At 59.6% G+C, this 24,982-nt stretch carries 19 protein-coding genes, 2 tRNA genes, 4 rRNA genes and 2 pseudogenes; 14 read left to right on the top strand and 13 right to left on the bottom strand.

The window, feature by feature from the left end; genetic code table 11:
• Window positions 1–9 precede the first annotated feature (9 nt).
• From ACRHIG_RS30905 to ACRHIG_RS30890, 4 genes are all read left to right on the top strand, one after another.
• Window positions 10–618, top strand: coding sequence for a nucleotidyltransferase family protein (locus tag ACRHIG_RS30905; protein WP_489628960.1), 609 nt, complete (start codon window positions 10–12; stop codon window positions 616–618).
• 27 nt (window positions 619–645) lie between these two features.
• Window positions 646–2,556 (top strand): M61 family metallopeptidase, encoded by a 1,911-nt coding sequence (locus ACRHIG_RS30900; protein ID WP_489628959.1) that lies wholly within the window; start codon window positions 646–648, stop codon window positions 2,554–2,556.
• Window positions 2,557–2,776: 220 nt separating this feature from the next.
• Complete coding sequence (locus tag ACRHIG_RS30895) at window positions 2,777–3,214, top strand: hypothetical protein (protein WP_489628958.1); 438 nt, start codon at window positions 2,777–2,779, stop codon at window positions 3,212–3,214.
• Window positions 3,214–3,945 (top strand): GGDEF domain-containing protein, encoded by a 732-nt coding sequence (locus tag ACRHIG_RS30890; RefSeq protein WP_489628957.1) that lies wholly within the window; start codon window positions 3,214–3,216, stop codon window positions 3,943–3,945. Before ACRHIG_RS30895 ends, ACRHIG_RS30890 begins: the two co-directional genes overlap by 1 nt.
• On the opposite strand, the gene ACRHIG_RS30885 is transcribed toward ACRHIG_RS30890, so the two are convergent.
• The 7 genes and pseudogenes from ACRHIG_RS30885 to rpe all read right to left on the bottom strand — a co-directional run bounded on the left by ACRHIG_RS30885 (window position 3,896) and on the right by rpe (window position 10,016).
• Window positions 3,896–4,348: a hypothetical protein gene (locus ACRHIG_RS30885; RefSeq protein ID WP_489628956.1), complete on the bottom strand. Its 453-nt coding sequence runs from the start codon at window positions 4,346–4,348 to the stop codon at window positions 3,896–3,898. The two genes, ACRHIG_RS30890 and ACRHIG_RS30885, sit on opposite strands and share 50 nt — an antisense overlap.
• A 20-nt stretch (window positions 4,349–4,368) precedes the next feature.
• Window positions 4,369–5,169 carry an indole-3-glycerol phosphate synthase TrpC gene (gene trpC, locus ACRHIG_RS30880; RefSeq protein WP_489628955.1) on the bottom strand — a complete coding sequence of 267 codons (801 nt, stop codon included), beginning with the start codon at window positions 5,167–5,169 and terminating at the stop codon, window positions 4,369–4,371.
• Between the two features lie 33 nt (window positions 5,170–5,202).
• A pseudogene (gene trpD / locus ACRHIG_RS30875) lies at window positions 5,203–6,242 on the bottom strand (anthranilate phosphoribosyltransferase).
• A 65-nt stretch (window positions 6,243–6,307) separates the two neighbouring features.
• Complete coding sequence (locus ACRHIG_RS30870; RefSeq protein WP_475414551.1) at window positions 6,308–6,871, bottom strand: aminodeoxychorismate/anthranilate synthase component II; 564 nt, start codon at window positions 6,869–6,871, stop codon at window positions 6,308–6,310.
• 1 nt (window position 6,872) lies between these two features.
• Entirely contained in the window at window positions 6,873–8,369 is a 1,497-nt protein-coding gene (gene trpE / locus ACRHIG_RS30865) for an anthranilate synthase component I (RefSeq protein ID WP_475414552.1), read from the bottom strand.
• Between the two features lie 269 nt (window positions 8,370–8,638).
• Window positions 8,639–9,342, bottom strand: a pseudogene (locus tag ACRHIG_RS30860) (phosphoglycolate phosphatase).
• Window positions 9,342–10,016 carry a ribulose-phosphate 3-epimerase gene (gene rpe / locus ACRHIG_RS30855; protein WP_086145604.1) on the bottom strand — a complete coding sequence of 225 codons (675 nt, stop codon included), beginning with the start codon at window positions 10,014–10,016 and terminating at the stop codon, window positions 9,342–9,344. Before rpe ends, ACRHIG_RS30860 begins: the two are co-directional and overlap by 1 nt.
• A gap of 167 nt (window positions 10,017–10,183) precedes the next feature.
• On the opposite strand from rpe, the gene apaG reads away from it, so the two are divergent.
• Together apaG and mltA are read left to right on the top strand one after the other, a co-directional pair.
• Entirely contained in the window at window positions 10,184–10,558 is a 375-nt protein-coding gene (gene apaG / locus ACRHIG_RS30850; protein ID WP_034753698.1) for a Co2+/Mg2+ efflux protein ApaG, read from the top strand.
• 247 nt (window positions 10,559–10,805) lie between these two features.
• The gene (gene mltA, locus ACRHIG_RS30845) at window positions 10,806–12,017 is read left to right on the top strand and encodes a murein transglycosylase A (protein WP_489630900.1); all 1,212 of its coding nucleotides are present in this window, start codon (window positions 10,806–10,808) and stop codon (window positions 12,015–12,017) included.
• A 27-nt stretch (window positions 12,018–12,044) separates the two neighbouring features.
• Here mltA and ACRHIG_RS30840 read toward each other — a convergent pair whose 3' ends face one another.
• Together ACRHIG_RS30840 and ACRHIG_RS30835 are read right to left on the bottom strand one after the other, a co-directional pair.
• Window positions 12,045–12,482 carry a universal stress protein gene (locus ACRHIG_RS30840; protein WP_489628954.1) on the bottom strand — a complete coding sequence of 146 codons (438 nt, stop codon included), beginning with the start codon at window positions 12,480–12,482 and terminating at the stop codon, window positions 12,045–12,047.
• A gap of 137 nt (window positions 12,483–12,619) precedes the next feature.
• Window positions 12,620–13,813: an MFS transporter gene (locus ACRHIG_RS30835; protein ID WP_489630899.1), complete on the bottom strand. Its 1,194-nt coding sequence runs from the start codon at window positions 13,811–13,813 to the stop codon at window positions 12,620–12,622.
• 185 nt (window positions 13,814–13,998) lie between these two features.
• Here ACRHIG_RS30835 and ACRHIG_RS30830 point away from each other — a divergent pair, with 185 nt between their 5' ends.
• The 7 genes from ACRHIG_RS30830 (at window position 13,999) to rrf (ACRHIG_RS30800) (ending at window position 20,861) form a co-directional block, all read left to right on the top strand.
• A complete protein-coding gene (locus ACRHIG_RS30830) occupies window positions 13,999–14,775 on the top strand; it encodes an enoyl-CoA hydratase (RefSeq protein WP_489628953.1) in 777 nt (258 codons plus the stop codon).
• A 419-nt stretch (window positions 14,776–15,194) separates the two neighbouring features.
• A 16S ribosomal RNA gene (locus tag ACRHIG_RS30825) occupies window positions 15,195–16,724 on the top strand.
• Between the two features lie 100 nt (window positions 16,725–16,824).
• Window positions 16,825–16,901, top strand: a tRNA-Ile gene (locus ACRHIG_RS30820).
• A gap of 66 nt (window positions 16,902–16,967) precedes the next feature.
• Window positions 16,968–17,043 (top strand) — tRNA-Ala (locus tag ACRHIG_RS30815).
• Between the two features lie 240 nt (window positions 17,044–17,283).
• Window positions 17,284–20,158: ribosomal RNA gene (locus ACRHIG_RS30810) — 23S ribosomal RNA — on the top strand.
• Between the two features lie 144 nt (window positions 20,159–20,302).
• A 5S ribosomal RNA gene (gene rrf, locus ACRHIG_RS30805) occupies window positions 20,303–20,415 on the top strand.
• Between the two features lie 333 nt (window positions 20,416–20,748).
• A 5S ribosomal RNA gene (rrf, locus tag ACRHIG_RS30800) occupies window positions 20,749–20,861 on the top strand.
• Together the 16S, 23S and 5S rRNA genes with 2 tRNA genes alongside form the textbook arrangement of a ribosomal RNA operon.
• A 59-nt stretch (window positions 20,862–20,920) precedes the next feature.
• On the opposite strand, the gene ACRHIG_RS30795 is transcribed toward rrf (ACRHIG_RS30800), so the two are convergent.
• The 4 genes from ACRHIG_RS30795 to ACRHIG_RS30780 form a co-directional block, all read right to left on the bottom strand.
• Entirely contained in the window at window positions 20,921–21,265 is a 345-nt protein-coding gene (locus ACRHIG_RS30795; RefSeq protein WP_475416734.1) for a DUF1840 domain-containing protein, read from the bottom strand.
• Between the two features lie 180 nt (window positions 21,266–21,445).
• Complete coding sequence (locus ACRHIG_RS30790) at window positions 21,446–21,991, bottom strand: hypothetical protein (protein ID WP_489628952.1); 546 nt, start codon at window positions 21,989–21,991, stop codon at window positions 21,446–21,448.
• 67 nt (window positions 21,992–22,058) lie between these two features.
• On the bottom strand, window positions 22,059–23,579 hold the full coding sequence (locus ACRHIG_RS30785) for a YifB family Mg chelatase-like AAA ATPase (RefSeq protein ID WP_489628951.1): 1,521 nt from the start codon (window positions 23,577–23,579) through the stop codon (window positions 22,059–22,061).
• Between the two features lie 110 nt (window positions 23,580–23,689).
• Window positions 23,690–23,944: an accessory factor UbiK family protein gene (locus tag ACRHIG_RS30780; RefSeq protein ID WP_489628950.1), complete on the bottom strand. Its 255-nt coding sequence runs from the start codon at window positions 23,942–23,944 to the stop codon at window positions 23,690–23,692.
• 270 nt (window positions 23,945–24,214) lie between these two features.
• Between ACRHIG_RS30780 and ACRHIG_RS30775 the strand changes: the two genes are divergently transcribed.
• Window positions 24,215–24,976 (top strand): TorF family putative porin, encoded by a 762-nt coding sequence (locus ACRHIG_RS30775; RefSeq protein ID WP_475416737.1) that lies wholly within the window; start codon window positions 24,215–24,217, stop codon window positions 24,974–24,976.
• Window positions 24,977–24,982 lie beyond the last annotated feature (6 nt).

Here is a 24,982-nt window from a genome sequence, read left to right as displayed (position 1 = left end):
CAGCGGTTTTTGAGCACGGTCGGCATCTTGCTGGCAGCCGGAAGGGGACGCAGGTTCGACCCTTCCGGCGTACAGAACAAATTATTGCAGCCGCTGGCCGAAGGCCCGCATGCGGGCTTGCCCGTGGTAGTGGCGGCGGCCAGGAACATGCTGGCGGCCCTGCCGCGCGTGCTGGCCGTGGTGCGTGCCGACGATACGCAGGTGGCGCGCGTGCTCGGCGCGCTGGGCTGCGAGGTGCGCGTCTGCCATGACGCCGACACGGGCATGGCCGCCTCGCTCACCTGCGCCATTGATCACGTGCGGGGCGCGCCGGGCTGGCTGATCGCGCTGGGCGACATGCCTTTCGTGGAAGCGGCTACAATCGCCGCCTTGTCGCACGCCATCGGCGATGGCGCGCGCATCGCCGTGCCCGTGTTCCAGGGACGGCGCGGCAATCCTGTCGCGTTCAGTACCTTTCACTTGCCGCTGCTGCTGGCGCTCGATGGCGACCAGGGCGCGCGCAGCATCGTCAACAGCCATGCCGTATGCGAAGTGACAGTGGACGACGGCGGCATCTTGCGCGATATTGATACACCTGACGATTTGTCGCCGGTGCCTGGCGCGCCCGGGCGATTGTAGAACATCCATGCCAGACACGAGGAAAACATGAAGAAAGCACCGATTCAAAAAATCACCGCCAAGGCGGGAGCCAAGGCAAGCGGCAAAGCCACAAGCAAAGCCGCGGCGAAAACCGCAGTGAAAACCGCAGTGAAAACCACGCCGGTCGCCGGCATCATCTACAGCATCGCCGCAGCCGACCTGGCCGGCCACATGTTCAAGGTGACGTTGACCGTCAAGTCGCCGGCCGCCATCGGCCAGGTGTTTGCCTTGCCGGCCTGGATCCCGGGCAGCTACATGATCCGCGAATTTTCGCGCAATATCGTCAGCATCCGCGCCGAGTCCGAGGGCAAGGCCGTGGCGCTGGCCAAATTGGACAAGCACTCGTGGCAAGCCGCCCCGTGCAAGGGCCCGTTGACGGTCGAATACGACGTCTATGCCTGGGACCTTTCCGTGCGCGCCGCCCACCTGGACCAGAATCACGGCTTCTTCAACGGCACCAGCGTATTCCTGCGCGTGCTGGGCCAGGAATCCGACGCCCATGAAGTGCACATCGTGCAGCCCAAGGATGCGGCCTGCAAGACCTGGCGAGTCGCCACCACCCTGCCGGAACTGAAGGCCAAGCGCTATGGCTTCGGCAGCTACCAGGCAGCCAACTACGATGAGCTGATCGACCACCCGGTGGAAATGGGCGACTTCGCGCTGGCCACCTTCACCGCATATGGCGTGCCGCACGATATCGTCGTCACGGGCAAGGTGCCTAACCTGGACTTGCCGCGTTTGTGCCGCGACCTGAAAGCCATCTGCGAAACGCAGATCGCCTTCTTCGAGCCGAAGACGAAGAAAGCGCCGATGGACCGCTATGTATTCATGACCATGGCCGTCGGCGACGGTTACGGCGGCCTCGAACACCGCGCCTCGACGGCGCTGATCTGCGCGCGCGCCGACCTGCCGACGACGGCGTCGACCAGCACCGAGATCGGCGACGGCTACCTGAAATTCCTGGGCCTGTGCAGCCACGAGTACTTCCACACCTGGAACGTCAAGCGCATCAAGCCGGCCGCCTTTGCGCCGTACAACCTGCAGGCGGAAAGCTATTCGCCGCTGCTGTGGCTGTTCGAAGGCTTCACCAGCTATTACGACGATCTGATGCTGGTGCGCGCTGGCCTGATCGACGAGGCGGCCTATTTCAAATTGCTGGGCAAGACCGTCAACAGCGTCTTGCGCGGCAGCGGCCGTACCAAGCAAAGTGTGGCCGATTCCAGCTTCGACGCCTGGGGCAAGTACTATCGCCAGGATGAAAACGCGCCGAACGCCATCGTCAGCTACTACACCAAGGGTTCGCTGATCGCGCTGGCCTTCGACCTGACGCTGCGCACCAAGACGAATGGCGCAAAGTCGCTGGACGACGTGATGCAGGCGCTGTGGCAGCGCTATGGCCGCGATTTCTACAAGGGTAAAGCGCGCGGCGTGACGCCGGCCGAAGTCGAAGCCCTGTTCGACGAGGTCTCCGGCACGCGCATGAAGCCGTTCTTCGAGCGCTACATCCGCGGCACGGACGACGTGCCGCTGGCGCGCCTGCTGGCGCCGTTCGGCGTGAAATACAGCGACGCGCGCAAGGCGGAAAAAGCCAGCCTGGACGTCAACCTGGGCCGCGATGGCACCGACGCCAAACTGGCGCAGGTGCACCAGGGCGGCGCCGCCCACGTGGCTGGCCTGTCGGCGGGCGACGTGCTGGTGGCCGTCGATGGCTTGCGCGTGACGGGCAACCCGGCGAACCTGGACACCTTGCTGGGCCGTTACGCCGTCGGCGCCAAGGTGGCCATTCACGCCTTCCGTCGCGACGAGCTGATGACATTCACCGCCGTGCTGCAGGGCGATCGCGTGCCGGGCGTCAGCTTGACCCTGCTGCCGGCCCCAAAGAAAGCCACGGGGCCGAAGCGTCCTAGCGCGGCATGATGCTGTTTATCGTGCAGTAAGACAGAAAACCGGCCGTCACTGGCCGGTTTTCTATTTCAAGCAGCAATTTCTCACTACAACTCATCCGCCGACACTGGCGCTTGCCCTCAAAATTTACTGCAAATGAACTAATTTTTCTTTAACTAAACTAAAATTGCCAAATTGATTCTTTTAGATCACGCTCAACGTGCAAACCCTCGATCCTCCAACGATTATGCTGATGACGACCCTGATGTGCGGGGCGATGAGCATCGTCATGTTCTCGGTGTATCGCAGTTTCCGGCGCGAGGTGCATGGCCTGGGGCATTGGGCGGCCGGTTTGCTGCTGCTGGTGTGCGCGTCCCTGCTGTTCGGCACCCGCGAGGTGCTGCCGCCGGCATTGTCCACGATCGCGGCCAACGCGGCGCTGGTGGCCGGCATCGGCCTGTCGATGCTGGGCACGGAGAAATTCTTTGGCCTGGCGCCCAGTCGCCGCGCCTATCTGCTGATACTTGCCCTGGCCATTGCCGGCAATAGCTGGTGGCTGCTGGCGCACCCCGACTTCTCGGCGCGTGTGGCGGTCTTCTCCCTGCTGGTCTTCCTGTTTTATGCGCGCCAGGTGCAACTGGTGTGGCGCCACGGCGAGCGCCATTTCTCGAGTTTTTCTTTGCCGCGCTGATGCTGATGCAAGCCGTCGTGGTGCTGGCGCGCGGCGTGTCGGCCTTGCTGCATGGCGGCGCCAGCGTGAACCTGGCGGTGGCCGGCACGCCGGCCGGCATCTATCTGGCGGTCGCCAATTTCATGGCGCTGCTGCTGACGGTGGGCTTCATGACGGTGGCGACGCGGCGCCTGCAGCAGATACTGGAGCGCCGCTCGACCCATGATCCGCTCACGCAGGTGCTGAACCGGCGCGGCTTCGGCGACGCCTATGCGCGCGAAATCGGCAATCTGCGGCGCCGCCGCCTGCCGCTGACACTGCTCAGCATCGACCTCGATTACTTCAAATTGATCAATGACCGCCACGGTCATGCGGTGGGCGACCAGGTGCTGGCGCATGTGGCTACCGTCATTGGCGGCGCCTTGCGCGAATCGGATTGCGTCGCGCGTTTCGGCGGCGAGGAGTTCGTCGTGCTGATGCCGGACATGCCGGCGCATAACGCGCTGGGCGTGGCCGAACGCATCCGTGCCTTGCTGCGCGAGCCCAGTCATGCGGGGCTGCCATCGTGTACGGTCAGCATCGGCGTCGCTTGCCAGGCATCGGTGGTGGAAGGGCTGGAACAGCTGTTGTCGCGCGCCGATGCGGCCCTGTATCTGGCCAAGGAGCGGGGACGCGACCGCATCGAACTCGATGCTTGCGTGTTTACTGAGGACCGGACAGGGTCCGCAGCTGGAAGCGGTACTGCTCGTTGAAGAGGAAGGTTTCGGAGAAATCGAAAGTCTTGGCGTGGCGGCGCATCAGGTGTGCGGCTGGAGGAAAGAGGACCTGCACGCGCCGCACGGCGGCCAGCGCCGCGGCCGATGCGTCGCCGTCGCGCGAACGGTGCACGTGCACGCTTTTCAGCTCGCCGTCCGGGCCCACGCTCAGGTCGAGCACGACGATGGCCGGCAGCATGGGCGGCAGGCGTCCGCTGAACGTATATTCTGCGTTGGCCGCCATGATCTGTTGCGCCACCAGCGACTTGTAGGCGTCGATGCTGGCGGCAAGCTGTAGCGCGGCCGGCGTACGAGGGACAGTGCGCTCCGCTGTCGGGGGCGCAGTCTGGCAAGCCGACAGCAGGACGGCGGCGGCAAGGATGGCGATCGCGTTTCTCATGACTGCCAGCCTACCATGGTTTAACTGAACAGGCGTTCCAGTTCCACGCCGGGGTCGGGTGCGCGCATGAACGCTTCGCCCACGAGGAAGCTGTGGATGTGTGCGTCGCGCATGCGTTGCACGTCGGCCGTGCTGTGGATGCCCGATTCCGTGATGATCAATTTGTCCTGCGGGATGCGCGGCAGCAGGCCGAGTGTCGTTTCCAGCGACGTCTCGAACGTGCGCAGGTTGCGGTTGTTGATGCCGATCAGTGCGCTCTTGAGTTTCAATGCCGCCGTCAGCTCCTCGCCGTCGTGGCTTTCGATCAGCACACCCATGCCCAGTTCGTGGGCGCACGCTTCCATCTCCGCCATCAGGCCATGGTCGAGCGCCGCGACGATCAGCAGGATGCAGTCGGCGCCTATGGCGCGCGCTTCATAGATCTGGTACATGTCGACCATGAAATCCTTGCGCAGCACGGGAATGGCGCAGGCGGCACGCGCCTGCCGCAGATAATCGGCGGATCCCTGGAAGAACTGTTCGTCCGTCAGCACGGACAGGCAGGCCGCGCCGTGTTGGGCATAGCTGGCGGCGATATCAGCCGGGCGGAAGTCGGCGCGGATCACGCCTTTCGACGGCGATGCCTTTTTGACTTCGGCGATGATGCCGGGCTTGCCGTCCGCGATGTGCTGGCGCAGGCTTGCTTCAAAGCCGCGCAGGCCGGCGCGCAGGGCGCCGTCGCTTTCCACGTCGCCGCGCAGGCTGGCCAGGCTGCGGCGGGCTTTGGCCTTGGCCACTTCATCGGCTTTCACGGCCAGGATTTTATCGAGTATGTCGGACATGATGGTCGCTATTCTATAAAGGAGGGCGCAGGCTTACGCTTGTGCCGGGGTGCCCAGTTGCTGCGTCACCTGCACGAATTGATCGAGTTTCGCCAGCGCGGCGCCCGAGCTGACGGCGGCGCGCGCGCGCCAGGCCGTCTTCGATCGAGCTGGCCACGCCGGCCGCGTACAGCGCCGTGCCCGCATTCAGGGCGACGATGTCGGCGGCGGCACCAGGCTCGCCGCGCAGCGCTTCCATCATCTTCGCCTTCGATTCGATGGAATCGGCCACCTTCAGGTTGCGGCTGGCGATCATCGACATGCCGAAGTCTTCGGGATGGATTTCATATTCGCGGATTTCGCCGTTGATCAATTCGCCCACCATGGTGGCCGCGCCCAGCGAGACTTCATCCATATTGTCGCGGCCATACACGACGATCGCATGCTGCGCGCCCAGGCGCTGCAGCACGCGCACGGATGCCGACCAGGTCGGCGTGGAACACGCCCATCAGGATATTCGGCGCGCCGGCCGGATTCGTCAGCGGCCCGAGGATATTGAAGATCGTGCGCACGCCGAGTTCCTTGCGCACGGGCGCCGCATGCTTCATGGCCGCATGGTGGTTCGGCGCGTACATGAAGCCGATGCCCGTCTGCGCGATCGACTGGGCGATCTGCTCGGGCTGCAGGTTGATGTTGACGCCCAAGGAATCGAGCACGTCGGCGCTGCCGGACGAGGACGAGACGCTGCGCCCGCCATGCTTGGCCACGCGCGCGCCAGCTGCTGCCGCCACGAACATCGAGGCGGTGGAAATATTGAACGTGTGCGCGCCGTCGCCGCCCGTGCCGACGATGTCGAGCAGGTTGGTGGTGTCGGCCATGGGCACCTTGGTGGAAAACTCGCGCATCACTTGCGCGGCGGCGGCGATTTCGCCGATGGTTTCCTTCTTCACGCGTAAACCCATGGTGAGGGCCGCGATCATGGTGGGGGACATTTCGCCGGACATGATCTGGCGGAACAGGTACAGCATTTCGTCGTGAAAGATCTCGCGGTGTTCGATGCAGCGCAGCAGGGCTTCTTGTGGGGTGATCGGCATGATGCTTCCTTCTTCAATGATGGCGCAGGAGGACACTGATGGCACGTCGGGGCGTGCGCATGGGATCAGCGCTCGAGGAAATTCTTCAGCAGGGCGTGGCCGTGTTCCGAGAGGATCGATTCGGGGTGGAACTGCACCCCCTCGATATCGTATTCCCGGTGGCGCACGCCCATGATTTCGCCGTCGTCCGTCCACGCCGTCACTTCCAGGCAGGAAGGCAGCGAGGCGCGTTCGATCGCCAAAGAGTGGTAGCGGATCACTGTGAAGGGGCTGGGCATGCCTTTGAAAACGCCCACGCCCGTATGCGCGATGAGGGAAGTCTTGCCGTGCATGACTTGCTTGGCGCGGATGACCTTGCCGCCAAACGCATCGCCGATGGCCTGGTGGCCCAGGCACACGCCCAGTATCGGCTTCTTGCCGGCGAAGTGCTTGAGCACTTCCACCGAAATGCCCGCCTGTGCCGGTGCTTTCGGGCCGGGCGAGATGCAGATGCGGTCCGGATTCAGCGCCTCGATCTGTGCGATCGTGATTTCATCGTTGCGGTAGACCCGCACGTCTTCGCCCAATTCGCCGAAATACTGCACGATGTTGTAGGTGAAGGAGTCGTAGTTGTCGATCATTAGCAGCATCTTAAAACCCTCCATCCAGGCCATCTTGCACTTGTTCGGCGGCGCGCAGCACGGCGCGCGCCTTGTTTTCGGTTTCCTGCCATTCCATTTCAGGAATGGAGTCGGCCACGATACCGGCCGCGGCCTGCACGTACAGCATGCCGTCCTTGACCACGCCCGTGCGGATGGCGATCGCCACATCCATTTCGCCGCCAAACGACAGGTAGCCGCAGGCGCCGCCATAGATGCCGCGCTTGGTGATTTCCAGTTCGTCGATCACTTCCATGGCGCGCACTTTCGGCGCGCCCGTCAGGGTGCCGGCGGGGAAGGTCGCGCGCAGCACGTCCAGGTTCGACAGGCCCTCCTTGAGGGTGCCTTCCACGTTCGAGACGATGTGCTGCACATGCGAATACTTTTCGATGACCATGCGGTCGGTCACTTGCACGCTGCCCGTTTCCGCGATGCGGCCGATGTCGTTGCGCGCCAGGTCGATCAGCATCACGTGCTCGGCGATCTCTTTCGGATCGGCCAGCAGTTCGGCCGACAGCTCGGCGTCGCGCTCGGGCGTGGCGCCGCGCGGACGCGTGCCGGCAATCGGACGCAAGGTGACTTTCTTGCCGCCATCGGCCGTCGTTTCGTTGCGCACCAAAATCTCGGGCGAGGCGCCGATGATCTGCATGTCGCCGAAATTATAGAAGTACATATACGGCGATGGATTGAGCGAACGCAAGGAGCGGTACAGGGTCAGCGGCGAATCGACATATGGCTTGCGGATGCGCTGGCCGATCTGCACCTGCATCAGGTCGCCCGCCATCACGTATTCATGCGCCTTGGCGACCGCCTTCAGGTAATCTTCCTTGGAGAAATCGCGGATGGTTTCCGTGCGCACGGAAGCGCTGGTGACGGGCGCATCGACACCGCGGCGCAGCATCATGCGCAAGTCCTTCAGGCGCTGCTGTGCTTTCGAAAACGATTCGGGCTGCGTCGTGTCGGCGTAGACGATCAGGTACAGCTTGCCGGACAGGTTGTCGATGACGGCCAGTTCTTCCGTCACCATCAGCTGGATGTCGGGCAGCTTCAAGTCATCTTTCGGCGCGCCGCCGGCCAGCTTTTTCTCGATGTGGCGCACGGTGTCGTAGCCGAAGTAGCCGGCCAGGCCGCCGCAGAAGCGCGGCATGCCGGGGCGCAGGGCGACCTTGAAGCGCGACTGGAACTGTTCGATGAAGTCGAGCGGATTGCCTTCGTGTTCCTCGATCACGGTGCCGTTCTTGACGATTTCGGTGCGTTTGCCGTAGCTGCGCAGCACGGTCGTGGCGGGCAAGCCGATGAAGGAGTAGCGGCCGAAGCGTTCGCCGCCGACGACGGATTCGAGCAGGAAGGTGTTCTTGCCACCGTGTTGGGCCTGTGCCAGTTTCAGGTACAGGGTGAGCGGGGTTTCCAGGTCGGCGAACGCTTCCGCGATCAGGGGGATGCGGTTGTAGCTTTGCTGGGCCAGCGATTTGAATTCGAGTTCGGTCATGTGTTTCTCCATGCCGCCAGGGTGCGAGTGTGCATAGTGCACAAACCCTGCGGTGGGTTATCAAAAAACCTGCCGGTACATGGAACTTGCGCAAGAGGCGCAAAGGACGCGTGTGCAGCCGGCAGCAATCGTAACGGCTCGGCCCTTAGGCCTGCCAGGATTGCCAGCGTCGCCAAAGCCAGGCCTCAATCGAGCCGGTTTGGGTGACATTGTGTTTTTTGATGAGAAACGTGTTCACGATATAGTGTTGGGTTTGGTCAGTATGCCGGTTAATTTTGCATGCTAATAAAACGTGCTGCTTCGAGCAGTGTCTTTACTATACCATCGGAATCGGTATCGTGTATAGAGTGTCCGTGATTGTAGCCATACGGTACGGTCAATACGGGGCAAGCCGCAGCCCTGGCCGCTTGCGCGTCATTCGAGGAGTCGCCGATGGCCACCACTCTGGCGGGCGGCAGGTCGAAGTCCGCACATACTTGCAGCAGCGGCATGGGATGCGGTTTTTCTGCGGCAGCGAATCGCCGCCGTAGACGATCTCGAAATACTGGTCCAGGTTTTTCAGTTTCAGCAGGGGCAGGGCGAAGGCGATCGGCTTGTTGGTGACGCAGGCCAGGCGCAAGCCCGCCGCCTGCATTGCCGCCAGTCCCGCTTCCACGTCCGGGTACAGGGTGCTGAACTGGCCATTGATGGCCAGGTAGTGGCGCTGGTAGCCGTCCATCGCCTGCTCGAAGCGCTGTTCCACGCCGGCCGCATCGAAGTCGAGCGCCAGCACGGTGCGGATCAGGTTTTCCGAGCCTTTGCCCACCATCAGCTTGATGGCCTCGGCGCTGATGGGTGCCAGCTCCAGTTCAGCGCGCATGCCATTGATGGCGACATGAAAATCGGGCACGGTGTCGAGCATCGTGCCATCGAGGTCGATGATGGCGGCGCGCACGCCGGCCAGTACGTGGTCTTTCACCGTGCCCGCTTGCATCAGGCGCCCGCCACTTTGGCCAATTCCGCGCGCATGGCGTCGATGACGGCCTTGTAGTCCGGCTTGCCGAAGATGGCCGAGCCGGCGACGAAGGTGTCGGCGCCTGCGGCGGCGGCGGCGGCGATGTTGTCGATCTTGATGCCGCCATCGACTTCCAGCATGATGTCACGGCCCGATTCGTCGATCATGCGGCGCGCTTCGGCGATTTTCTTCAGCGCTTGCGGGATGAACGACTGGCCGCCGAAGCCCGGGTTGACCGACATGATCAGGATGATGTCGATCTTGTCCATCACGTGTTCCAGGTAGTGCAACGGCGTGCCCGGGTTGAACACCAGGCCCGATTTGCAGCCGTTGTCGCGGATCAGCTGCAAGGAACGGTCGACGTGATCCGACGCTTCCGGGTGAAAGGTGATGATGTTCGCGCCAGCCTTGGCGAAATCCGGGATAATGCGATCGACAGGCTTGACCATCAGATGCACGTCGATCGGTACTTGCACGTGCGGGCGGATCGCTTCGCACACCAGCGGGCCGATGGTCAGGTTCGGCACATAATGGTTATCCATCACGTCGAAGTGGATGATGTCGGCGCCGGCGGTAACGACGTTGCGCACTTCCTCGCCCAGGCGGGCAAAGTCGGCGGACAGGATGCTGGGAGCGATACGGAATGTTGTCATGGTGGCTAAAGGCTAAGAGTAGAAAATGCGGAGATGCGCTATTTTACGCTTGACGCCGGTACCATGCTTCATTGAAGGACAGTGAAACACAGAATACGCATCGCGCGATGGCCAATGCGTCGCGCGCGACACACAATACGACTGGCAATGTCTGAATAGGAATGACGATGGCGACTTATGAATTTACGGTAACGGTCAAGACGCAATACCTGCCCGAGCAATCGGCACCGGACCAGGGGCGGCACGTGTTCAGCTACACGATCCGCGTCGTCAACACGGGCACGGCCGGCGCGCAACTGATTTCGCGCCACTGGGTCATCACGGATGCGAACAACAAGGTGGAAGAGGTGCGGGGCCTGGGCGCCGTCGGCCACCAGCCGTTGCTGCAGCCGGGCGAGCAGTTCGAGTACACGAGCGGCACCATGCTGGGCACGCCGCAAGGCTCGATGCATGGCGAATACTTCTGCGTGGCCGAAGACGGCCATCAGTTCGAAGCGCCGATTCCCGAGTTCGTGCTGTCGGTGCCACGCACCCTGCATTGATGCGTCGCCGGGGGCTCGCGCCCCCTTATTTCAGTTTCTCGGTGCCGTCCTGTTCTTCGCCGAGCTGCTTGCGTGCCGGTGGCGCGGGTTTTTACCCGAATACATGGTCCACCAGACTATAAATGCCAGCAAGAAGAACGCCACCAGCGCCTCTATCATCAAGATCCACATACGTACTCCTATGTTATTTACCCGCAGCTTAGTATTTACCCGCCGTCTGTTGACACGCGGTAGTCTACCCGTTTCAATCGGCGCCGTCGCGCTTGCGCTTTCCGCCTGTACCACGCCGCCTGCGCCGCCCGCTGCCGGCGGCAAGGCGCCGCCCATCGCGCCGACCGTCGTCAGGCCGGTTCCGGCCAAGCCCGCCGATGCCAAGGATGCCAAGGACGCCATCGATGCAGCGGTAGCGCCCACCTTCGTGCCCGCCAAATTTGCCGCCTTGCCTGGCTGGGCCCGCGACGACATGCGCGCCGCCTGGCCCGCGTTCATGGCTTCGTGCGGCGTGCTGGTCAAGCGGCCGGACTGGAAGGAATCGTGCACGATCGCGCGCCAGGTGAATGCCGACAGCGACAAGGCCATCCGCCTGTTCTTCGAGACTTTCTTTGTGCCCAATCAAGTCATCGCCGCCGATGGCGCCAGCACGGGCCTCGTCACCGGCTACTACGAGCCGCTGCTGCACGGGGCGCGCAAGCGCGGCGGTCCATATCAGACGCCGCTGTACAAGGTGCCTGACGACCTGGTCTCGGTCGACCTGGCCGGCGTGTATCCGGAACTGAAGAACATGCGCCTGCGGGGCAAGCTGGTCGGCAAGAAGGTGATACCGTACGCGACCCGCGCCGATATCGAGCGCGCCACGTCCGTCACTGGCAAGGAATTGCTGTGGGTGGATGATGAAGTCGAGGCGTTCTTCCTGCAGGTGCAGGGTTCCGGGCGCGTGCAGCTGACCGATACGCAGGAAACCGTGCGCGTGGCGTATGCGGATCAAAACGGCCATCCCTACAAGTCGATCGGCCGCTACCTGGTCGACAAGGGCGAGCTGACCCTGAGCCAGGCGTCCGCGCAGGGCATCAAGGCGTGGATCGCCGGCCATCCCACGCGCAAGGATGAATTGTTCAACGCCAATCCCAGCTATGTCTTCTTCAAGGAAGAGCGTTTGCCCGATCCGAAAGTGGGGCCGAAGGGCGCGCTGGGCGTGCCGCTGACGCCGCAGCGCTCGGTGGCCGTCGATTCGCGCTTCCTGCCGCTGGGCGCGCCCGTGTTCCTGTCCACCACGCAAGCCAATAGCGAGATTCCCATGCAGCGCCTGGTCATGGCGCAGGATACGGGCGGCGCCATTCGCGGGCCGATCCGGGTCGATTATTTCTTTGGCTTTGGCGCGGAAGCGGCCGAGAATGCGGGCCGCATGAAGCAGAGCGGCGCCGTGTGGGTGTTGCTGCCGAAGCAGGCGCCGGCGCGCTAGGGAGTCCTGGCGACGCCGGGGGGCGGTTTACCGCAGAACCATGACGGGCAGATACGTATGCGCCAGCACTTTTTGCGTTTCGCTGCCCACGAACAGCTTGTTCAAGCCCTTGCGGCCATGCGAGGCCATCAGGATGATGTCGCAATGGTAGGTTTGCGCCGCGTTGACGATTTCGTCGTGCGGGCTCGGTGACACGGCCACCACGCCTTCGAAAGGCACGCCGGCGGCGCGCGCCGCCGCACCGATCTTGTCGATGGCGCGTTGCGAGGCTTCCTGCATCTGCTGTTCATACAGGCTGGCGTCGAGCACGATGCCGCCGTCGGCCATCGGCGAAAACGGGAAGGGTTGCACCACGCTGATGGCGACCAGCTTGGCTTTGTTCAATTGGGCGAAGGCGAGGGCGGTCTCGGCAGCTTTGTCGGACAGCGGCGAGCCGTCGGTGGGAAATAAGATGGTGTTAAACATGGCGTGCTCCTCAAGTGATGTAAGACAGCTTATGGAGTTACATCAATTAAAACCTTGATGTAAATCAAACCTCACAGGCTTTGGCATGAATAGTGTCGCCAAGGCAATCTTTCTGCAGTGTATGCCCGTTCCTCGCTTCAGGTGCGCACGCTACGCAACGGCGTGCCCCACACCATGGCGATCGTCAACACAATGCTGCCTGCCGCGATGCAGGCCAGGCCATTGCGCACGCCAAAATGTTCCGCCACCCAGCCAGCGGCCAGCGCGCCCAGCGGTGCCGTCGCCACCGTCAGGAAGCGCATGGTCGAGGTCATGCGGCCCAGCATGGGGTCGGGCGTGACTTTCTGGCGCAGGCCCAGGTAGGGAATAAAGAACAGCATCACGCCGCAATCGAAAAAGAACATCAATATGGCATACGCCACGGCGCTGGCGGCCGCGCTGCCGAACAGCGCGGCGGGAATCGTTGGCGTCAGGACAAAGCAGAGCGAGGTCGATGCCAGGCCGATCAGGATGGTGCGGCCGGCGCCGTAGCGGCGCGTCAGCGGCTTGACGATGAAGGCGCTGAGCAAGACGCCGGCGCCGCCCAGCATCTGCGTCATGCCCAGCACGCCAGGACTCATGCCCAGGTCGCGCGTGGCGAACAGCACCGTCAAGGCCATGCTGGCGTAAAACAGGAAGTGCCAGATGCCGGCGCCCCAGGCCAGCGCGCGCAGCAGCGGTTCGCGCCAGACGAACAGCAAGCCGTCGGCGATGTCGCGCAGGGCGTGCTTGTCGGAGGGCGCCGGGCGTGGGTCGCGCACGCTCATGGCGCGCAGATTGAATACGGAAACCAGATAGCCGCAGGCCGTGCACAGGATGGCGACGGGCGCCGACAGCGCTTGCACCAGCACGCCGGCCAGGCCGGGGCCGATCAGGCGCGAAGCCGATTCCGTGGCGGCAAATTTCGACTGCGCGTCGATCAAGCCATCGCGGCCCACGAGGAAGGTCAGAAACACCTGTTCGGCGCCGCCGCCGACGACGAAGCCCGTGCCGATGATGAATCCCACTATATATAACCATGGCATCGACAGCACGCCGCACCACCAGGCGACGGCCACGCTGGCCAGTGCCAGGCCCGACATGCTTTCGCTGAACAGCATGATCGGGTGCTTGCTGCGCCGGTCCAGCAGCACGCCGACGGGCAAGCCGAACAGGGCGAACGGCAGCGCCTGCAGGGCAACCAGCACGCCCATCTGTTCCGGCGTCGCATGCAGTAACAATACCGCGCACAGGGGCAGGGCCAGCGAGGTGATCTGCGCGCCGAAGCAGTTGAGGCCGTTGCTGAACCACAGGCGGCGGAAATTGACGCTGGCGGCGCTGCCGTCGCCGCGCAGGTGGCTGGCGCAATATTGGAGGAAGGAGGAGAAAATACGCTGCTCGATGAAAGGTGATCAGGCTCGCAATAATAGCAGCGCACCTGCCGCGCCGCTGCCTTTAGCCGCTACAATCGTCGCACCGTTCATCGAGAGGAGACACTATGCAATACGAAGACCTGATCATCGATATCCAGGACAAGGTGGCGATCATCCGCCTGAACCGCCCCAAGGCCTTGAACGCCTTGAACGACAATATGATGAATGAGCTGGGCGACGCCCTGCTCAAGTTCGATGCGGATGACAATATCGGCTGTATCGTGCTCACGGGCAGCGAAAAAGCCTTTGCCGCCGGCGCCGATATCGCCGCCATGGCCGATTACACGTATCCCGATACCTTTACTCAGGGCTACATCAGCCGCAACTGGGAACATATCTTGCGCGTGCGCAAACCGGTGGTGGGTGCGGTGGCTGGCTATGCACTCGGTGGCGGCTGCGAACTGGCCATGATGTGCGATTTCCTGATCGCTGCCGACAGCGCCAAATTCGGCCAGCCGGAAATCAAGGTCGGCGTCACGCCAGGCGCGGGCGGTACGCAGCGTTTGCCGCGCGCCATCGGCAAGGCCAAGGCCATGGATCTGCTGTTGACGGCGCGTACCATCGATGCCGCCGAGGCGGAACGCATCGGCCTGGTGTCGCGCGTGGTGCCGGCCGATAAGTTGCTGGAAGAAACGCTGGCTGCCGCCAAGACCATCGCCGCCATGCCGTCCTCGGTGGCCATGATGATCAAGGATTGCGTCAACCGCGCCTTTGAGACGACCTTGACCGATGGCGTCGCCTACGAGCGCCGCTTGTTCCAGGCCGCCTTCGGCACGCCTGCACAAAAAGAAGGCATGCACGCTTTCCTGGAAAAGCGCTTGCCAAACTTCGACGGTCTTTGATATGATTCGCCTCCCCGATGAGACGCACTAGTTTGCGGCACAAAAAGGGACGGCCTTCCGGGGCTGGGTAGTAAAAAGAAGGTTGACGAATTAGCCGAAACGCTTCATACTCTTCCTTCTTCGCAGCTGACAAACACAACGCTTTGTCGATAGCGCGAGAGTGGCAAATAAGCAGTACCGAATACCGTTCTTTAACAATTAACAGTCGATAAGTGTGGGCATTTGATGTAAGTGCAGCGTCGATCTTCGGATTGGCGTATAACTTAAAATATCAAATGTTCACAAGAAATAATGAAATAGGATACTTCTTCGGAAGTAGCCTGTCAGTTTTTTGAGTGAGCAAACACCTCGCAATGCGAGGGGTTTGAACTAGTTAAATAGTTCGACCATGCCGGTAAAACGGCAAAGTAACAGAGATTAAACTGAAGAGTTTGATCCTGGCTCAGATTGAACGCTGGCGGCATGCCTTACACATGCAAGTCGAACGGCAGCACGGAGCTTGCTCTGGTGGCGAGTGGCGAACGGGTGAGTAATATATCGGAACGTACCCTGGAGTGGGGGATAACGTAGCGAAAGTTACGCTAATACCGCATACGATCTACGGATGAAAGTGGGGGATCGCAAGACCTCATGCTCGTGGAGCGGCCGATATCTGATTAGCTAGTTGGTAGGGTAAAAGCCTACCAAGGCATCGATCAGTAGCTGGTCTGAGAGGACGACCAGCCACACTGGAACTGAGACACGGTCCAGACTCCTACGGGAGGCAGCAGTGGGGAATTTTGGACAATGGGCGAAAGCCTGATCCAGCAATGCCGCGTGAGTGAAGAAGGCCTTCGGGTTGTAAAGCTCTTTTGTCAGGGAAGAAACGGTGAGGGCTAATATCCCTTGCTAATGACGGTACCTGAAGAATAAGCACCGGCTAACTACGTGCCAGCAGCCGCGGTAATACGTAGGGTGCAAGCGTTAATCGGAATTACTGGGCGTAAAGCGTGCGCAGGCGGTTTTGTAAGTCTGATGTGAAATCCCCGGGCTCAACCTGGGAATTGCATTGGAGACTGCAAGGCTAGAATCTGGCAGAGGGGGTAGAATTCCACGTGTAGCAGTGAAATGCGTAGATATGTGGAGGAACACCGATGGCGAAGGCAGCCCCCTGGGTCAAGATTGACGCTCATGCACGAAAGCGTGGGGAGCAAACAGGATTAGATACCCTGGTAGTCCACGCCCTAAACGATGTCTACTAGTTGTCGGGTCTTAATTGACTTGGTAACGCAGCTAACGCGTGAAGTAGACCGCCTGGGGAGTACGGTCGCAAGATTAAAACTCAAAGGAATTGACGGGGACCCGCACAAGCGGTGGATGATGTGGATTAATTCGATGCAACGCGAAAAACCTTACCTACCCTTGACATGGCTGGAATCCTCGAGAGATCGGGGAGTGCTCGAAAGAGAACCAGTACACAGGTGCTGCATGGCTGTCGTCAGCTCGTGTCGTGAGATGTTGGGTTAAGTCCCGCAACGAGCGCAACCCTTGTCATTAGTTGCTACGAAAGCGCACTCTAATGAGACTGCCGGTGACAAACCGGAGGAAGGTGGGGATGACGTCAAGTCCTCATGGCCCTTATGGGTAGGGCTTCACACGTCATACAATGGTACATACAGAGCGCCGCCAACCCGCGAGGGGGAGCTAATCGCAGAAAGTGTATCGTAGTCCGGATTGTAGTCTGCAACTCGACTGCATGAAGTTGGAATCGCTAGTAATCGCGGATCAGCATGTCGCGGTGAATACGTTCCCGGGTCTTGTACACACCGCCCGTCACACCATGGGAGCGGGTTTTACCAGAAGTAGGTAGCTTAACCGCAAGGAGGGCGCTTACCACGGTAGGATTCGTGACTGGGGTGAAGTCGTAACAAGGTAGCCGTATCGGAAGGTGCGGCTGGATCACCTCCTTTCTAGAGTTTGCACGAATCATGTAAATGGTTCACGCATCAAATGTTCACACTTATCGGCTGTTTAATTAAGAAGAAACAGTAGTCGTAGTAGTTCCGCGTTGGGGCTGTAGCTCAGCTGGTTAGAGCACCGTGTTGATAACGCGGGGGTCGTTGGTTCGAGTCCAACCAGCCCTACCAGTAAAAACAAACCCGGGGTAAGGTGGACACTAGTCCAGCCAGACCTACCAGTATGTAATACCCACAGGGGGATTAGCTCAGCTGGGAGAGCACCTGCTTTGCAAGCAGGGGGTCGTCGGTTCGATCCCGTCATCCTCCACCAAAGTTTTACTCGAAAGTGCAAACGTAAGCCAGTCAGGTTTAGGTTTGATCTTTTAGCGATCAAAGCTGTTTCGTTCTTTAACAATCTGGAAGAAGTAAAGATTATTTATTGATCGGTTTGCCGTAAAACGCAGATCGATGGGTAATGATTGTATGTATCAACAAACAAGCAACAACGTTGTACTTTCTTATCCCTGTAGCGCTCTTTTCGTTCGAAAGAATGAAGAGGCTAACGTTATAGGGACAAGCGAATAAGTGCACATGGTGGATGCCTTGGCGATTACAGGCGATGAAGGACGTAGTAGCTTGCGATAAGCTGCGGGGAGTGAGCAAACACACTTTGATCCGCAGATTTCCGAATGGGGCAACCCACCCTTTTAGGGTATTGCATACTGAATACATAGGTATGCAAGGCGAACGCGGCGAACTGAAACATCTAAGTAGCTGCAGGAAAAGAAATCAACCGAGATTCCCAAAGTAGCGGCGAGCGAAATGGGAAGAGCCTGTACGTGATAGTCGGACCGATAACAGAATCCCCTGGAAATGGGAGCCATAGTGGGTGATAGCCCCGTATGTGAAATCGGACCGGTGGTACTAAGCGTACGACAAGTAGGGCGGGACACGTGACATCCTGTCTGAATATGGGGGGACCATCCTCCAAGGCTAAATACTCGTAATCGACCGATAGTGAACCAGTACCGTGAGGGAAAGGCGAAAAGAACCCCGGAAGGGGAGTGAAATAGATCCTGAAACCGTGTGCATACAAACAGTAGGAGCGGACTTGTTCCGTGACTGCGTACCTTTTGTATAATGGGTCAGCGACTTACATTCAGTGGCAAGGTTAACCGCATAGGGAAGCCGCAGAGAAATCGAGTCCGAATAGGGCGATCAGTCGCTGGGTGTAGACCCGAAACCAAGTGATCTACTCATGGCCAGGATGAAGGTGCGGTAACACGCCCTGGAGGTCCGAACCCACTAATGTTGAAAAATTAGGGGATGAGCTGTGGGTAGGGGTGAAAGGCTAAACAAACTTGGAAATAGCTGGTTCTCTCCGAAAACTATTTAGGTAGTGCCTCAAGTATCACCATCGGGGGTAGAGCACTGTTATGGCTAGGGGGTCATTGCGACTTACCAAACCATTGCAAACTCCGAATACCGATGAGTGCGAGCTTGGGAGACAGACGTCGGGTGCTAACGTCCGGCGTCAAGAGGGAAACAACCCAGACCGCCAGCTAAGGTCCCAAAGATTGGCTAAGTGGAAAACGAAGTGGGAAGGCTAAAACAGTCAGGATGTTGGCTTAGAAGCAGCCATCATTTAAAGAAAGCGTAATAGCTCACTGATCGAGTCGTCCTGCGCGGAAGATGTAACGGGGCTAAGCCAGTCACCGAAGCTGCGGATATCCTTTATTGGATATGGTAGGAGAGCGTTCTGTAAGCCTGCGAAGGTGTCTTGTAAAGGATGCTGGAGGTATCAGAAGTGCGAATGCTGACATGAGTAGCGATAATGGGGGTGAAAAGCCTCCACGCCGTAAGCCCAAGGTTTCCTGTTCAACGTTCATCGGAGCAGGGTGAGTCGGCCCCTAAGGCGAGGCAGAGATGCGTAGCTGATGGGAAGCAGGTTAATATTCCTGCACCGTCGTATGATGCGATGGGGGGACGGATCGCGGAAGGTTGTCTGACTGTTGGAATAGTCAGTTTCTGTCTCATAGAAGGTACTTAGGCAAATCCGGGTACGGAATTCAAGGGGATGGGACGAGTGCACTTGTGCACGAAGCAATCGGAAGTGGTTCCAAGAAAAGCCTCTAAGCTTCAGTCATACGAGACCGTACCGCAAACCGACACAGGTGGGCGAGATGAGTATTCTAAGGCGCTTGAGAGAACTCGGGAGAAGGAACTCGGCAAATTGGTACCGTAACTTCGGGAAAAGGTACGCCCCGGTAGCTTGATTGGTTTACTCCATGAGGGTGAAAGGGTTGCAATAAACTGGTGGCTGCGACTGTTTAATAAAAACACAGCACTCTGCAAACACGAAAGTGGACGTATAGGGTGTGACGCCTGCCCGGTGCTGGAAGATTAAATGATGGGGTGCAAGCTCTTGATTGAAGTCCCAGTAAACGGCGGCCGTAACTATAACGGTCCTAAGGTAGCGAAATTCCTTGTCGGGTAAGTTCCGACCTGCACGAATGGCGTAACGATGGCCACACTGTCTCCTCCCGAGACTCAGCGAAGTTGAAATGTTTGTGATGATGCAATCTACCCGCGGCTAGACGGAAAGACCCCATGAACCTTTACTGTAGCTTTGCATTGGACTTTGAACCAATCTGTGTAGGATAGGTGGGAGGCTTTGAAGCGGGGACGCTAGTTCTCGTGGAGCCAACCTTGAAATACCACCCTGGTTTGTTTGAGGTTCTAACCTTGGTCCGTTATCCGGATCGGGGACAGTGCATGGTAGGCAGTTTGACTGGGGCGGTCTCCTCCTAAAGTGTAACGGAGGAGTTCGAAGGTACGCTAGATACGGTCGGACATCGTGTTGATAGTGCAATGGCATAAGCGTGCTTAACTGCGAGACTGACAAGTCGAGCAGGTACGAAAGTAGGACATAGTGATCCGGTGGTTCTGTATGGAAGGGCCATCGCTCAACGGATAAAAGGTACTCTGGGGATAACAGGCTGATTCCTCCCAAGAGTTCATATCGACGGGGAGTTTGGCACCTCGATGTCGGCTCATCACATCCTGGGGCTGTAGCCGGTCCCAAGGGTATGGCTGTTCGCCATTTAAAGTGGTACGTGAGCTGGGTTTAAAACGTCGTGAGACAGTTTGGTCCCTATCTGCCGTGGGCGTTGGAAATTTGAAGGGGGCTGCTCCTAGTACGAGAGGACCGGAGTGGACGAACCTCTGGTGTACCGGTTGTCACGCCAGTGGCATTGCCGGGTAGCTAAGTTCGGAAGAGATAACCGCTGAAAGCATCTAAGCGGGAAACTTGCCTTGAGATGAGATTTCCCAGAGCCTTGAGCTCTTTGAAGGGTCGTTCGAGACCAGGACGTTGATAGGCTGGGTGTGGAAGTGCAGTAATGCATTAAGCTAACCAGTACTAATTGCCCGTACGGCTTGTCCCTATAACCTTAGCAGGTACAGAGGATAAGAAAGTACATGTTGCGAAGTTGTTGATCGCAATCATTACCCAAAATTCTAAATAATCCGCTTCTTCCAGATTCATGGCTTTGTCGCTCCACTGAGGACAAATGCCGGTACAAGTTATGCCTGATGACCATAGCAAGTTGGTCCCACCCCTTCCCATCCCGAACAGGACCGTGAAACAACTTTGCGCCGATGATAGTGCTGCAACCAGTGTGAAAGTAGGTTATCGTCAGGCTTGTTATTTGGTGAAACAGCCCCCGGCTGTTTCACCTAAAAAAACCCGATCAGCCATGGTCGGGTTTTTTTCGTCTGGCGGTTGGATGCGCCGCTGGTGCTGTCGGCTTACGCTGCGCTAAGCCGACCTACGCCGACCTGCGCCGACGGACATCGGCCAGCATCAACCATACCGGGTAGGTCGGATTAGCGCGCAGCGCGTAATCCGACAACATTATTGGCGTTCGAGGGGAGGCTTATGCGCTTGCGCGCCAAGCTGACCTACGGTATAATTCGCCACCTCAGATCAGATGGTTTGCTGCCCCGTTGGGAGCAGGCTGTTGAAAAAGTTATGCCTGATGACCATAGCAAGTTGGTCCCACCCCTTCCCATCCCGAACAGGACCGTGAAACAACTTTGCGCCGATGATAGTGCTGCAACCAGTGTGAAAGTAGGTTATCGTCAGGCTTGTTATATAAAAAAACCCCGCATCAGCGGGGTTTTTTTCGTCTGCAGCGTTCATCGGACTAGATGCCCCAGGTGATGCTTTCGCCTTCCGCCTTGGCCGAGCGCAGCATTTCCATCAAGGGATAGGCGCGCTGCGAAAAATGGACTTTTTGCGCGCGCGCATGGGCGCCCGTTTCGCCATCTTCCAAGGTTTCCGGCGTATGCGCATCGTGTTCGACGTCATTTTCCGGATGCAGTTTGCTTTCCGCGACTTCTTTTTCCAGCAGGGCCAATGCATCGCCCGCTTCCGCTGGCGTGATGACGCCGCGCGTTGGGTTCTTGTGCAGGAGGTCGAGGATGCGCTGGGCATGTTCCTGGTACATCAGCACTTCAGGGGAGGATTTGGATTTGAATGAGATCAACATAAGCGCTTTCTGAAACTTGTTGTTAGTGTCGAAACAATATCACGACTTGAAATGTCGCACAGGCCGTCCGATTGCCCGGATTGCACATTTGCAAGCCGGATACAGCCATCTGTTGGACAACGCACGCATTTACAAGAGCTTGCTCACCGTGAAAACACCCGTTTAAGCGATCGTTAAGTCTCACTCCAGTTTTACCGAGTCCATGAAGGTATCGATGGTGTCACGTGACAGCTTGCTTTCTTCACCGAGAATGATGATCTGGAAAATCCGTTTATCCTGCGCCACAAAACGGCCGACCAGCAAGACAGGCTTGCCTTGCTGCGTGCCGCTGGCCTCGATGCTGAGCGAGCTGCGCTGTTGCCTTCCGGCAGCCGTGCTGCTGGCCGCCGATGCCGATTTTTCGCTGCGCACGGTGCCGTTGATATTTTTTAACAGGGCAGTCTGCATGGCGGGCAAGGCCGCTTGCGCCTGTTCGGCGCTGTCGAGCACGGCGCTGCCGATGGCGAAGGTATTGCCATCGATTTCGCTGGCTGTCATGGTCAGGCTGACTTTCTTGCCATCGAGATCGATCTCGCGTGTCAGCACGGCCGGCTTGCCTGGAAACAAGGCCGTGAACTGGGCGTCAGGGCTGCGATAATCGCGCCAGTCGAATTTCGGACTGCAGGCGGACAAGACGCTGGCGGCCGCGAGCGTAGCCAGAAAGAGGGCAAGTGATGGTTTTTTCATCAGCAGATGGTAGCAGCGCCGCCAACCGCGCGCAATCGCGCACGCGTGGCGTTGGCCATTGGCCGCCTCATATCTCGCGCAGCACGCGCCGGTACTGGATCGCTTCGGCAACATGCGCTTGCGTAATGGCGGGGCTGCCCGCCAGATCCGCGATGCTGCGCGCCACGCGTAGTACCCGGTGGTAGGTGCGCGCCGACCAGTGCAGGCGCGCCATGGCGCCATGCAGCAGCTGTTCGCCGTGCGTTTCCAGGCGACAATGCTGTTCGATTTCCGTGTTGCTCAGTCTCTGGTTCGCTTTTCCCTGGCGTGCCAGCTGCAAGGCAAAGGCAGCCGCTACCCGCGTGGCGATGGCTTGCGTGCTTTCGCCGGCGCCGGCGTGCCGGCCCAGGGCCGCCGGCGCCATGGCGGCCACTTCGATTTGCAGGTCAATACGGTCGAGTAGCGGGCCGGACAGGCGGTTGTGATAACGGAGCACGGCGTCCGGCGTGCAGCGGCAACGTCCCGAAGCGTGGCCCAGATAGCCGCACGGGCAGGGATTCATGGCGGCGATCAGTTGAAAACGGGCAGGAAACTCGGCCTGGCGGGCCGCGCGCGAAATGCTGATCACCCCCGATTCCATAGGCTGGCGCAGCACATCGAGCACCCGGCGCTGGAATTCAGCGATTTCATCGAGAAACAGCACGCCGCAGTGCGCCAGCGAGATTTCTCCCGGGCGCGGCACGTTGCCGCCGCCCACCAGGGCCACGCCGGACGCCGTCTGGTGCGGGGCGCGGTAGGGGCGGCGTTTCCAGTGTTCCACCTTGAAGTGGCCGCCCAGCGAATGCACGGCGGCCGATTCCAGCGCTTCCTCATCGCTCATGGGCGGCAGCACGCCGGGGAAGCGGCTGGCCAGCATGGTCTTGCCCGCGCCCGGCGGTCCCACCATCAGCACGTTATGGCCGCCCGCGGCCGCCACTTCCAGCGCCCGCCGCGCCTGCTGCTGGCCCTGCACGTCGGCAAAGTCGGGGTACGGAGAAACGTGCGCTGCCAGCATGGGCTGATGACGTTGCAGGGCCGTGTGGCCGGCGTGCGCGGCAAAATGCGCGCAGACTTCGAGCAGGCTGTGAGCGGGATAGATGCAGGCATCGCTGACCAGCGCCGCCTCATCCGCATTCGCCTGCGGCAGGATGAAGGCGCGCGGCGTGCCCGCCGGGCTGCGCTGCATGGCAAAGGTCATGGCCAGGGCGCCGCGGATGGGGCGCAACTGGCCTGAGAGCGACAGTTCGCCCGCGAATTCGTAGTGGTGCAATTGGTCGCCCGGCAACTGGCCGGACGCAGCCAGGATGCCCAAGGCAATGGGCAGATCGAAGCGGCCTGATTCCTTGGGCAGGTCCGCCGGCGCCAGGTTGGCCGTGATGCGCCGCGCCGGCATCTCGAAGCCGCAGTTTTGCAGCGCGGCACGGACGCGGTCGCGCGATTCCTTCACTTCCGTATCCGGCAGGCCGACTATGGTAAAGGAAGGCAAGCCATTGGCAAGGTGGACTTCGACACTTACCTCGGGCGCCTCCATGCCGGCCAGGGCGCGGCTTTTCAGGACGGCCAGACTCATCAGACTCCCCTGTGCCCTGGGGCGGGCAGGATCAGTCTAGCGCTTGAAATGCCGTCAGGCTTGAGGTATGCCAGCAAGGCCGTCAATAACGGCGCCTCGCTGACGGCACCTTACACCTTGGCCTTCGATTCGTTCAGGCGCGTTTCCAGTTCGATCAGGCGCAATTCCAGTGCGTCGAGCTTGGCGCGGGTCTTGGTCAGCACTTGCGCCTGGATATCGAATTCCTCGCGCGTGACGAGATCGAGGCGGGCGAAGCCCTGGGTCATCATCGATTTCACGTTTTTCTCGATATCCTTGGCAGGCGAGTTCTCGATGGCTTGGTGAATCTTGCCTTGCAAGTCGTTAAAGAAGGTATTCATGTCCATGTTCAGTCCTTTTATGGTGCGGCATGTGCATCGCACCATTGCGGTGCACAGCGGTGTTAATCTGGTGCGAAAATAGGCAAATCCACAACGCTTCAGCAGCGTATTCCCGCATGCCCAGCGGCTTGCAGGGTATGTATGGCCGGAAACGCACCTGTCAAGGTGGCAAGAGAGCTGGCACGTATTCTGCTAAAGAAGGTATGAACGCTTTGTGATCTCCAGCCAAGATTTTAAACCTCAACCGCTTTAAAAGTTCAATAAAAGGGAATCGCCATGAAGAATCTGTCCAAGAACATGACTTTAGCTGCAGCGTTGACGCTGGCCATGACCGCTTTGAGCGGCAGCGCCATGGCCCAGGATGCGGTGGCGGCGCCTGCTGCTGCCGTACCTGATAACGTGGTGAGCTACAACGTGGCGCTGACCAGCGACTACCGCTACCGTGGCGTGTCGCAAAGCCGTCTCGACCCTGCCATCAGCGGCGGCGCCGACTATACCCACAATCCGACGGGCCTGTACGTGGGAACCTGGCTGTCGAGCATCAAATGGATCAAGGACGGCGGCGGCGATACGAACCTGGAATGGGATATTTATGCCGGCAAGCGGGGCGAGATCAGCAAGGATTTTACCTATGACGTGGGCGGCCTGTATTACTTCTACCCATCGAATGGCTTGAGCACGAATGCGAACACCTTCGAGCTGTACGGCCAGCTCGGCTATGGCCCGGCCTACATCAAGTACTCGCACTCGACCACCAATCTGTTCGGCGTGGCCGACAGCAAGAACAGCGGCTACCTCGACGTGGGCGCGAATATCGATATGTACGAAGGCTATCTGCTGAACTTGCATGTGGGCCGCCAGAAAGTCGAACATAACGATGCCCTCAGCTATACCGATTACAAGCTGGGCGTCACCAAGGATTTTGGCGTGGCAACTGTCGCCTTGGCCTACGTCAAAGCCAATATCACGTCGCTGGCACCGAATGGCAAGAATCTGGCGAAATCCGGTCTCGTGCTGACCGTATCCAAAACCTTTTAAGCGAGA

It is taken from the genome of Janthinobacterium sp. C22, from assembly GCF_057919405.1.
Note: the sequence above shows the minus strand (reverse complement) of the source record. Positions and strands in the feature narration are given on the sequence as shown.

Excerpts from the sequence above, each read along its gene's own strand:
- rpe (WP_086145604.1), bottom strand. The coding sequence starts at position 10,016 with ATGACAACATTCCGTATCGCTCCCAGCATCCTGTCCGCCGACTTTGCC.
- ACRHIG_RS30890 (WP_489628957.1), top strand. The coding sequence starts at position 3,214 with ATGCTGATGCAAGCCGTCGTGGTGCTGGCGCGCGGCGTGTCGGCCTTG.
- ACRHIG_RS30785 (WP_489628951.1), bottom strand. The coding sequence starts at position 23,579 with ATGAGTCTGGCCGTCCTGAAAAGCCGCGCCCTGGCCGGCATGGAGGCG.
- ACRHIG_RS30900 (WP_489628959.1), top strand. The coding sequence starts at position 646 with ATGAAGAAAGCACCGATTCAAAAAATCACCGCCAAGGCGGGAGCCAAG.
- ACRHIG_RS30830 (WP_489628953.1), top strand. The coding sequence starts at position 13,999 with ATGCAATACGAAGACCTGATCATCGATATCCAGGACAAGGTGGCGATC.
- ACRHIG_RS30885 (WP_489628956.1), bottom strand. The coding sequence starts at position 4,348 with ATGAGAAACGCGATCGCCATCCTTGCCGCCGCCGTCCTGCTGTCGGCT.
- ACRHIG_RS30775 (WP_475416737.1), top strand. The coding sequence starts at position 24,215 with ATGAAGAATCTGTCCAAGAACATGACTTTAGCTGCAGCGTTGACGCTG.
- apaG (WP_034753698.1), top strand. The coding sequence starts at position 10,184 with ATGGCGACTTATGAATTTACGGTAACGGTCAAGACGCAATACCTGCCC.
- ACRHIG_RS30790 (WP_489628952.1), bottom strand. The coding sequence starts at position 21,991 with ATGAAAAAACCATCACTTGCCCTCTTTCTGGCTACGCTCGCGGCCGCC.
- trpC (WP_489628955.1), bottom strand. The coding sequence starts at position 5,169 with ATGTCCGACATACTCGATAAAATCCTGGCCGTGAAAGCCGATGAAGTG.
- ACRHIG_RS30780 (WP_489628950.1), bottom strand. The coding sequence starts at position 23,944 with ATGGACATGAATACCTTCTTTAACGACTTGCAAGGCAAGATTCACCAA.
- trpE (WP_475414552.1), bottom strand. The coding sequence starts at position 8,369 with ATGACCGAACTCGAATTCAAATCGCTGGCCCAGCAAAGCTACAACCGC.
- ACRHIG_RS30840 (WP_489628954.1), bottom strand. The coding sequence starts at position 12,482 with ATGTTTAACACCATCTTATTTCCCACCGACGGCTCGCCGCTGTCCGAC.
- ACRHIG_RS30895 (WP_489628958.1), top strand. The coding sequence starts at position 2,777 with ATGACGACCCTGATGTGCGGGGCGATGAGCATCGTCATGTTCTCGGTG.
- ACRHIG_RS30870 (WP_475414551.1), bottom strand. The coding sequence starts at position 6,871 with ATGCTGCTAATGATCGACAACTACGACTCCTTCACCTACAACATCGTG.
- ACRHIG_RS30795 (WP_475416734.1), bottom strand. The coding sequence starts at position 21,265 with ATGTTGATCTCATTCAAATCCAAATCCTCCCCTGAAGTGCTGATGTAC.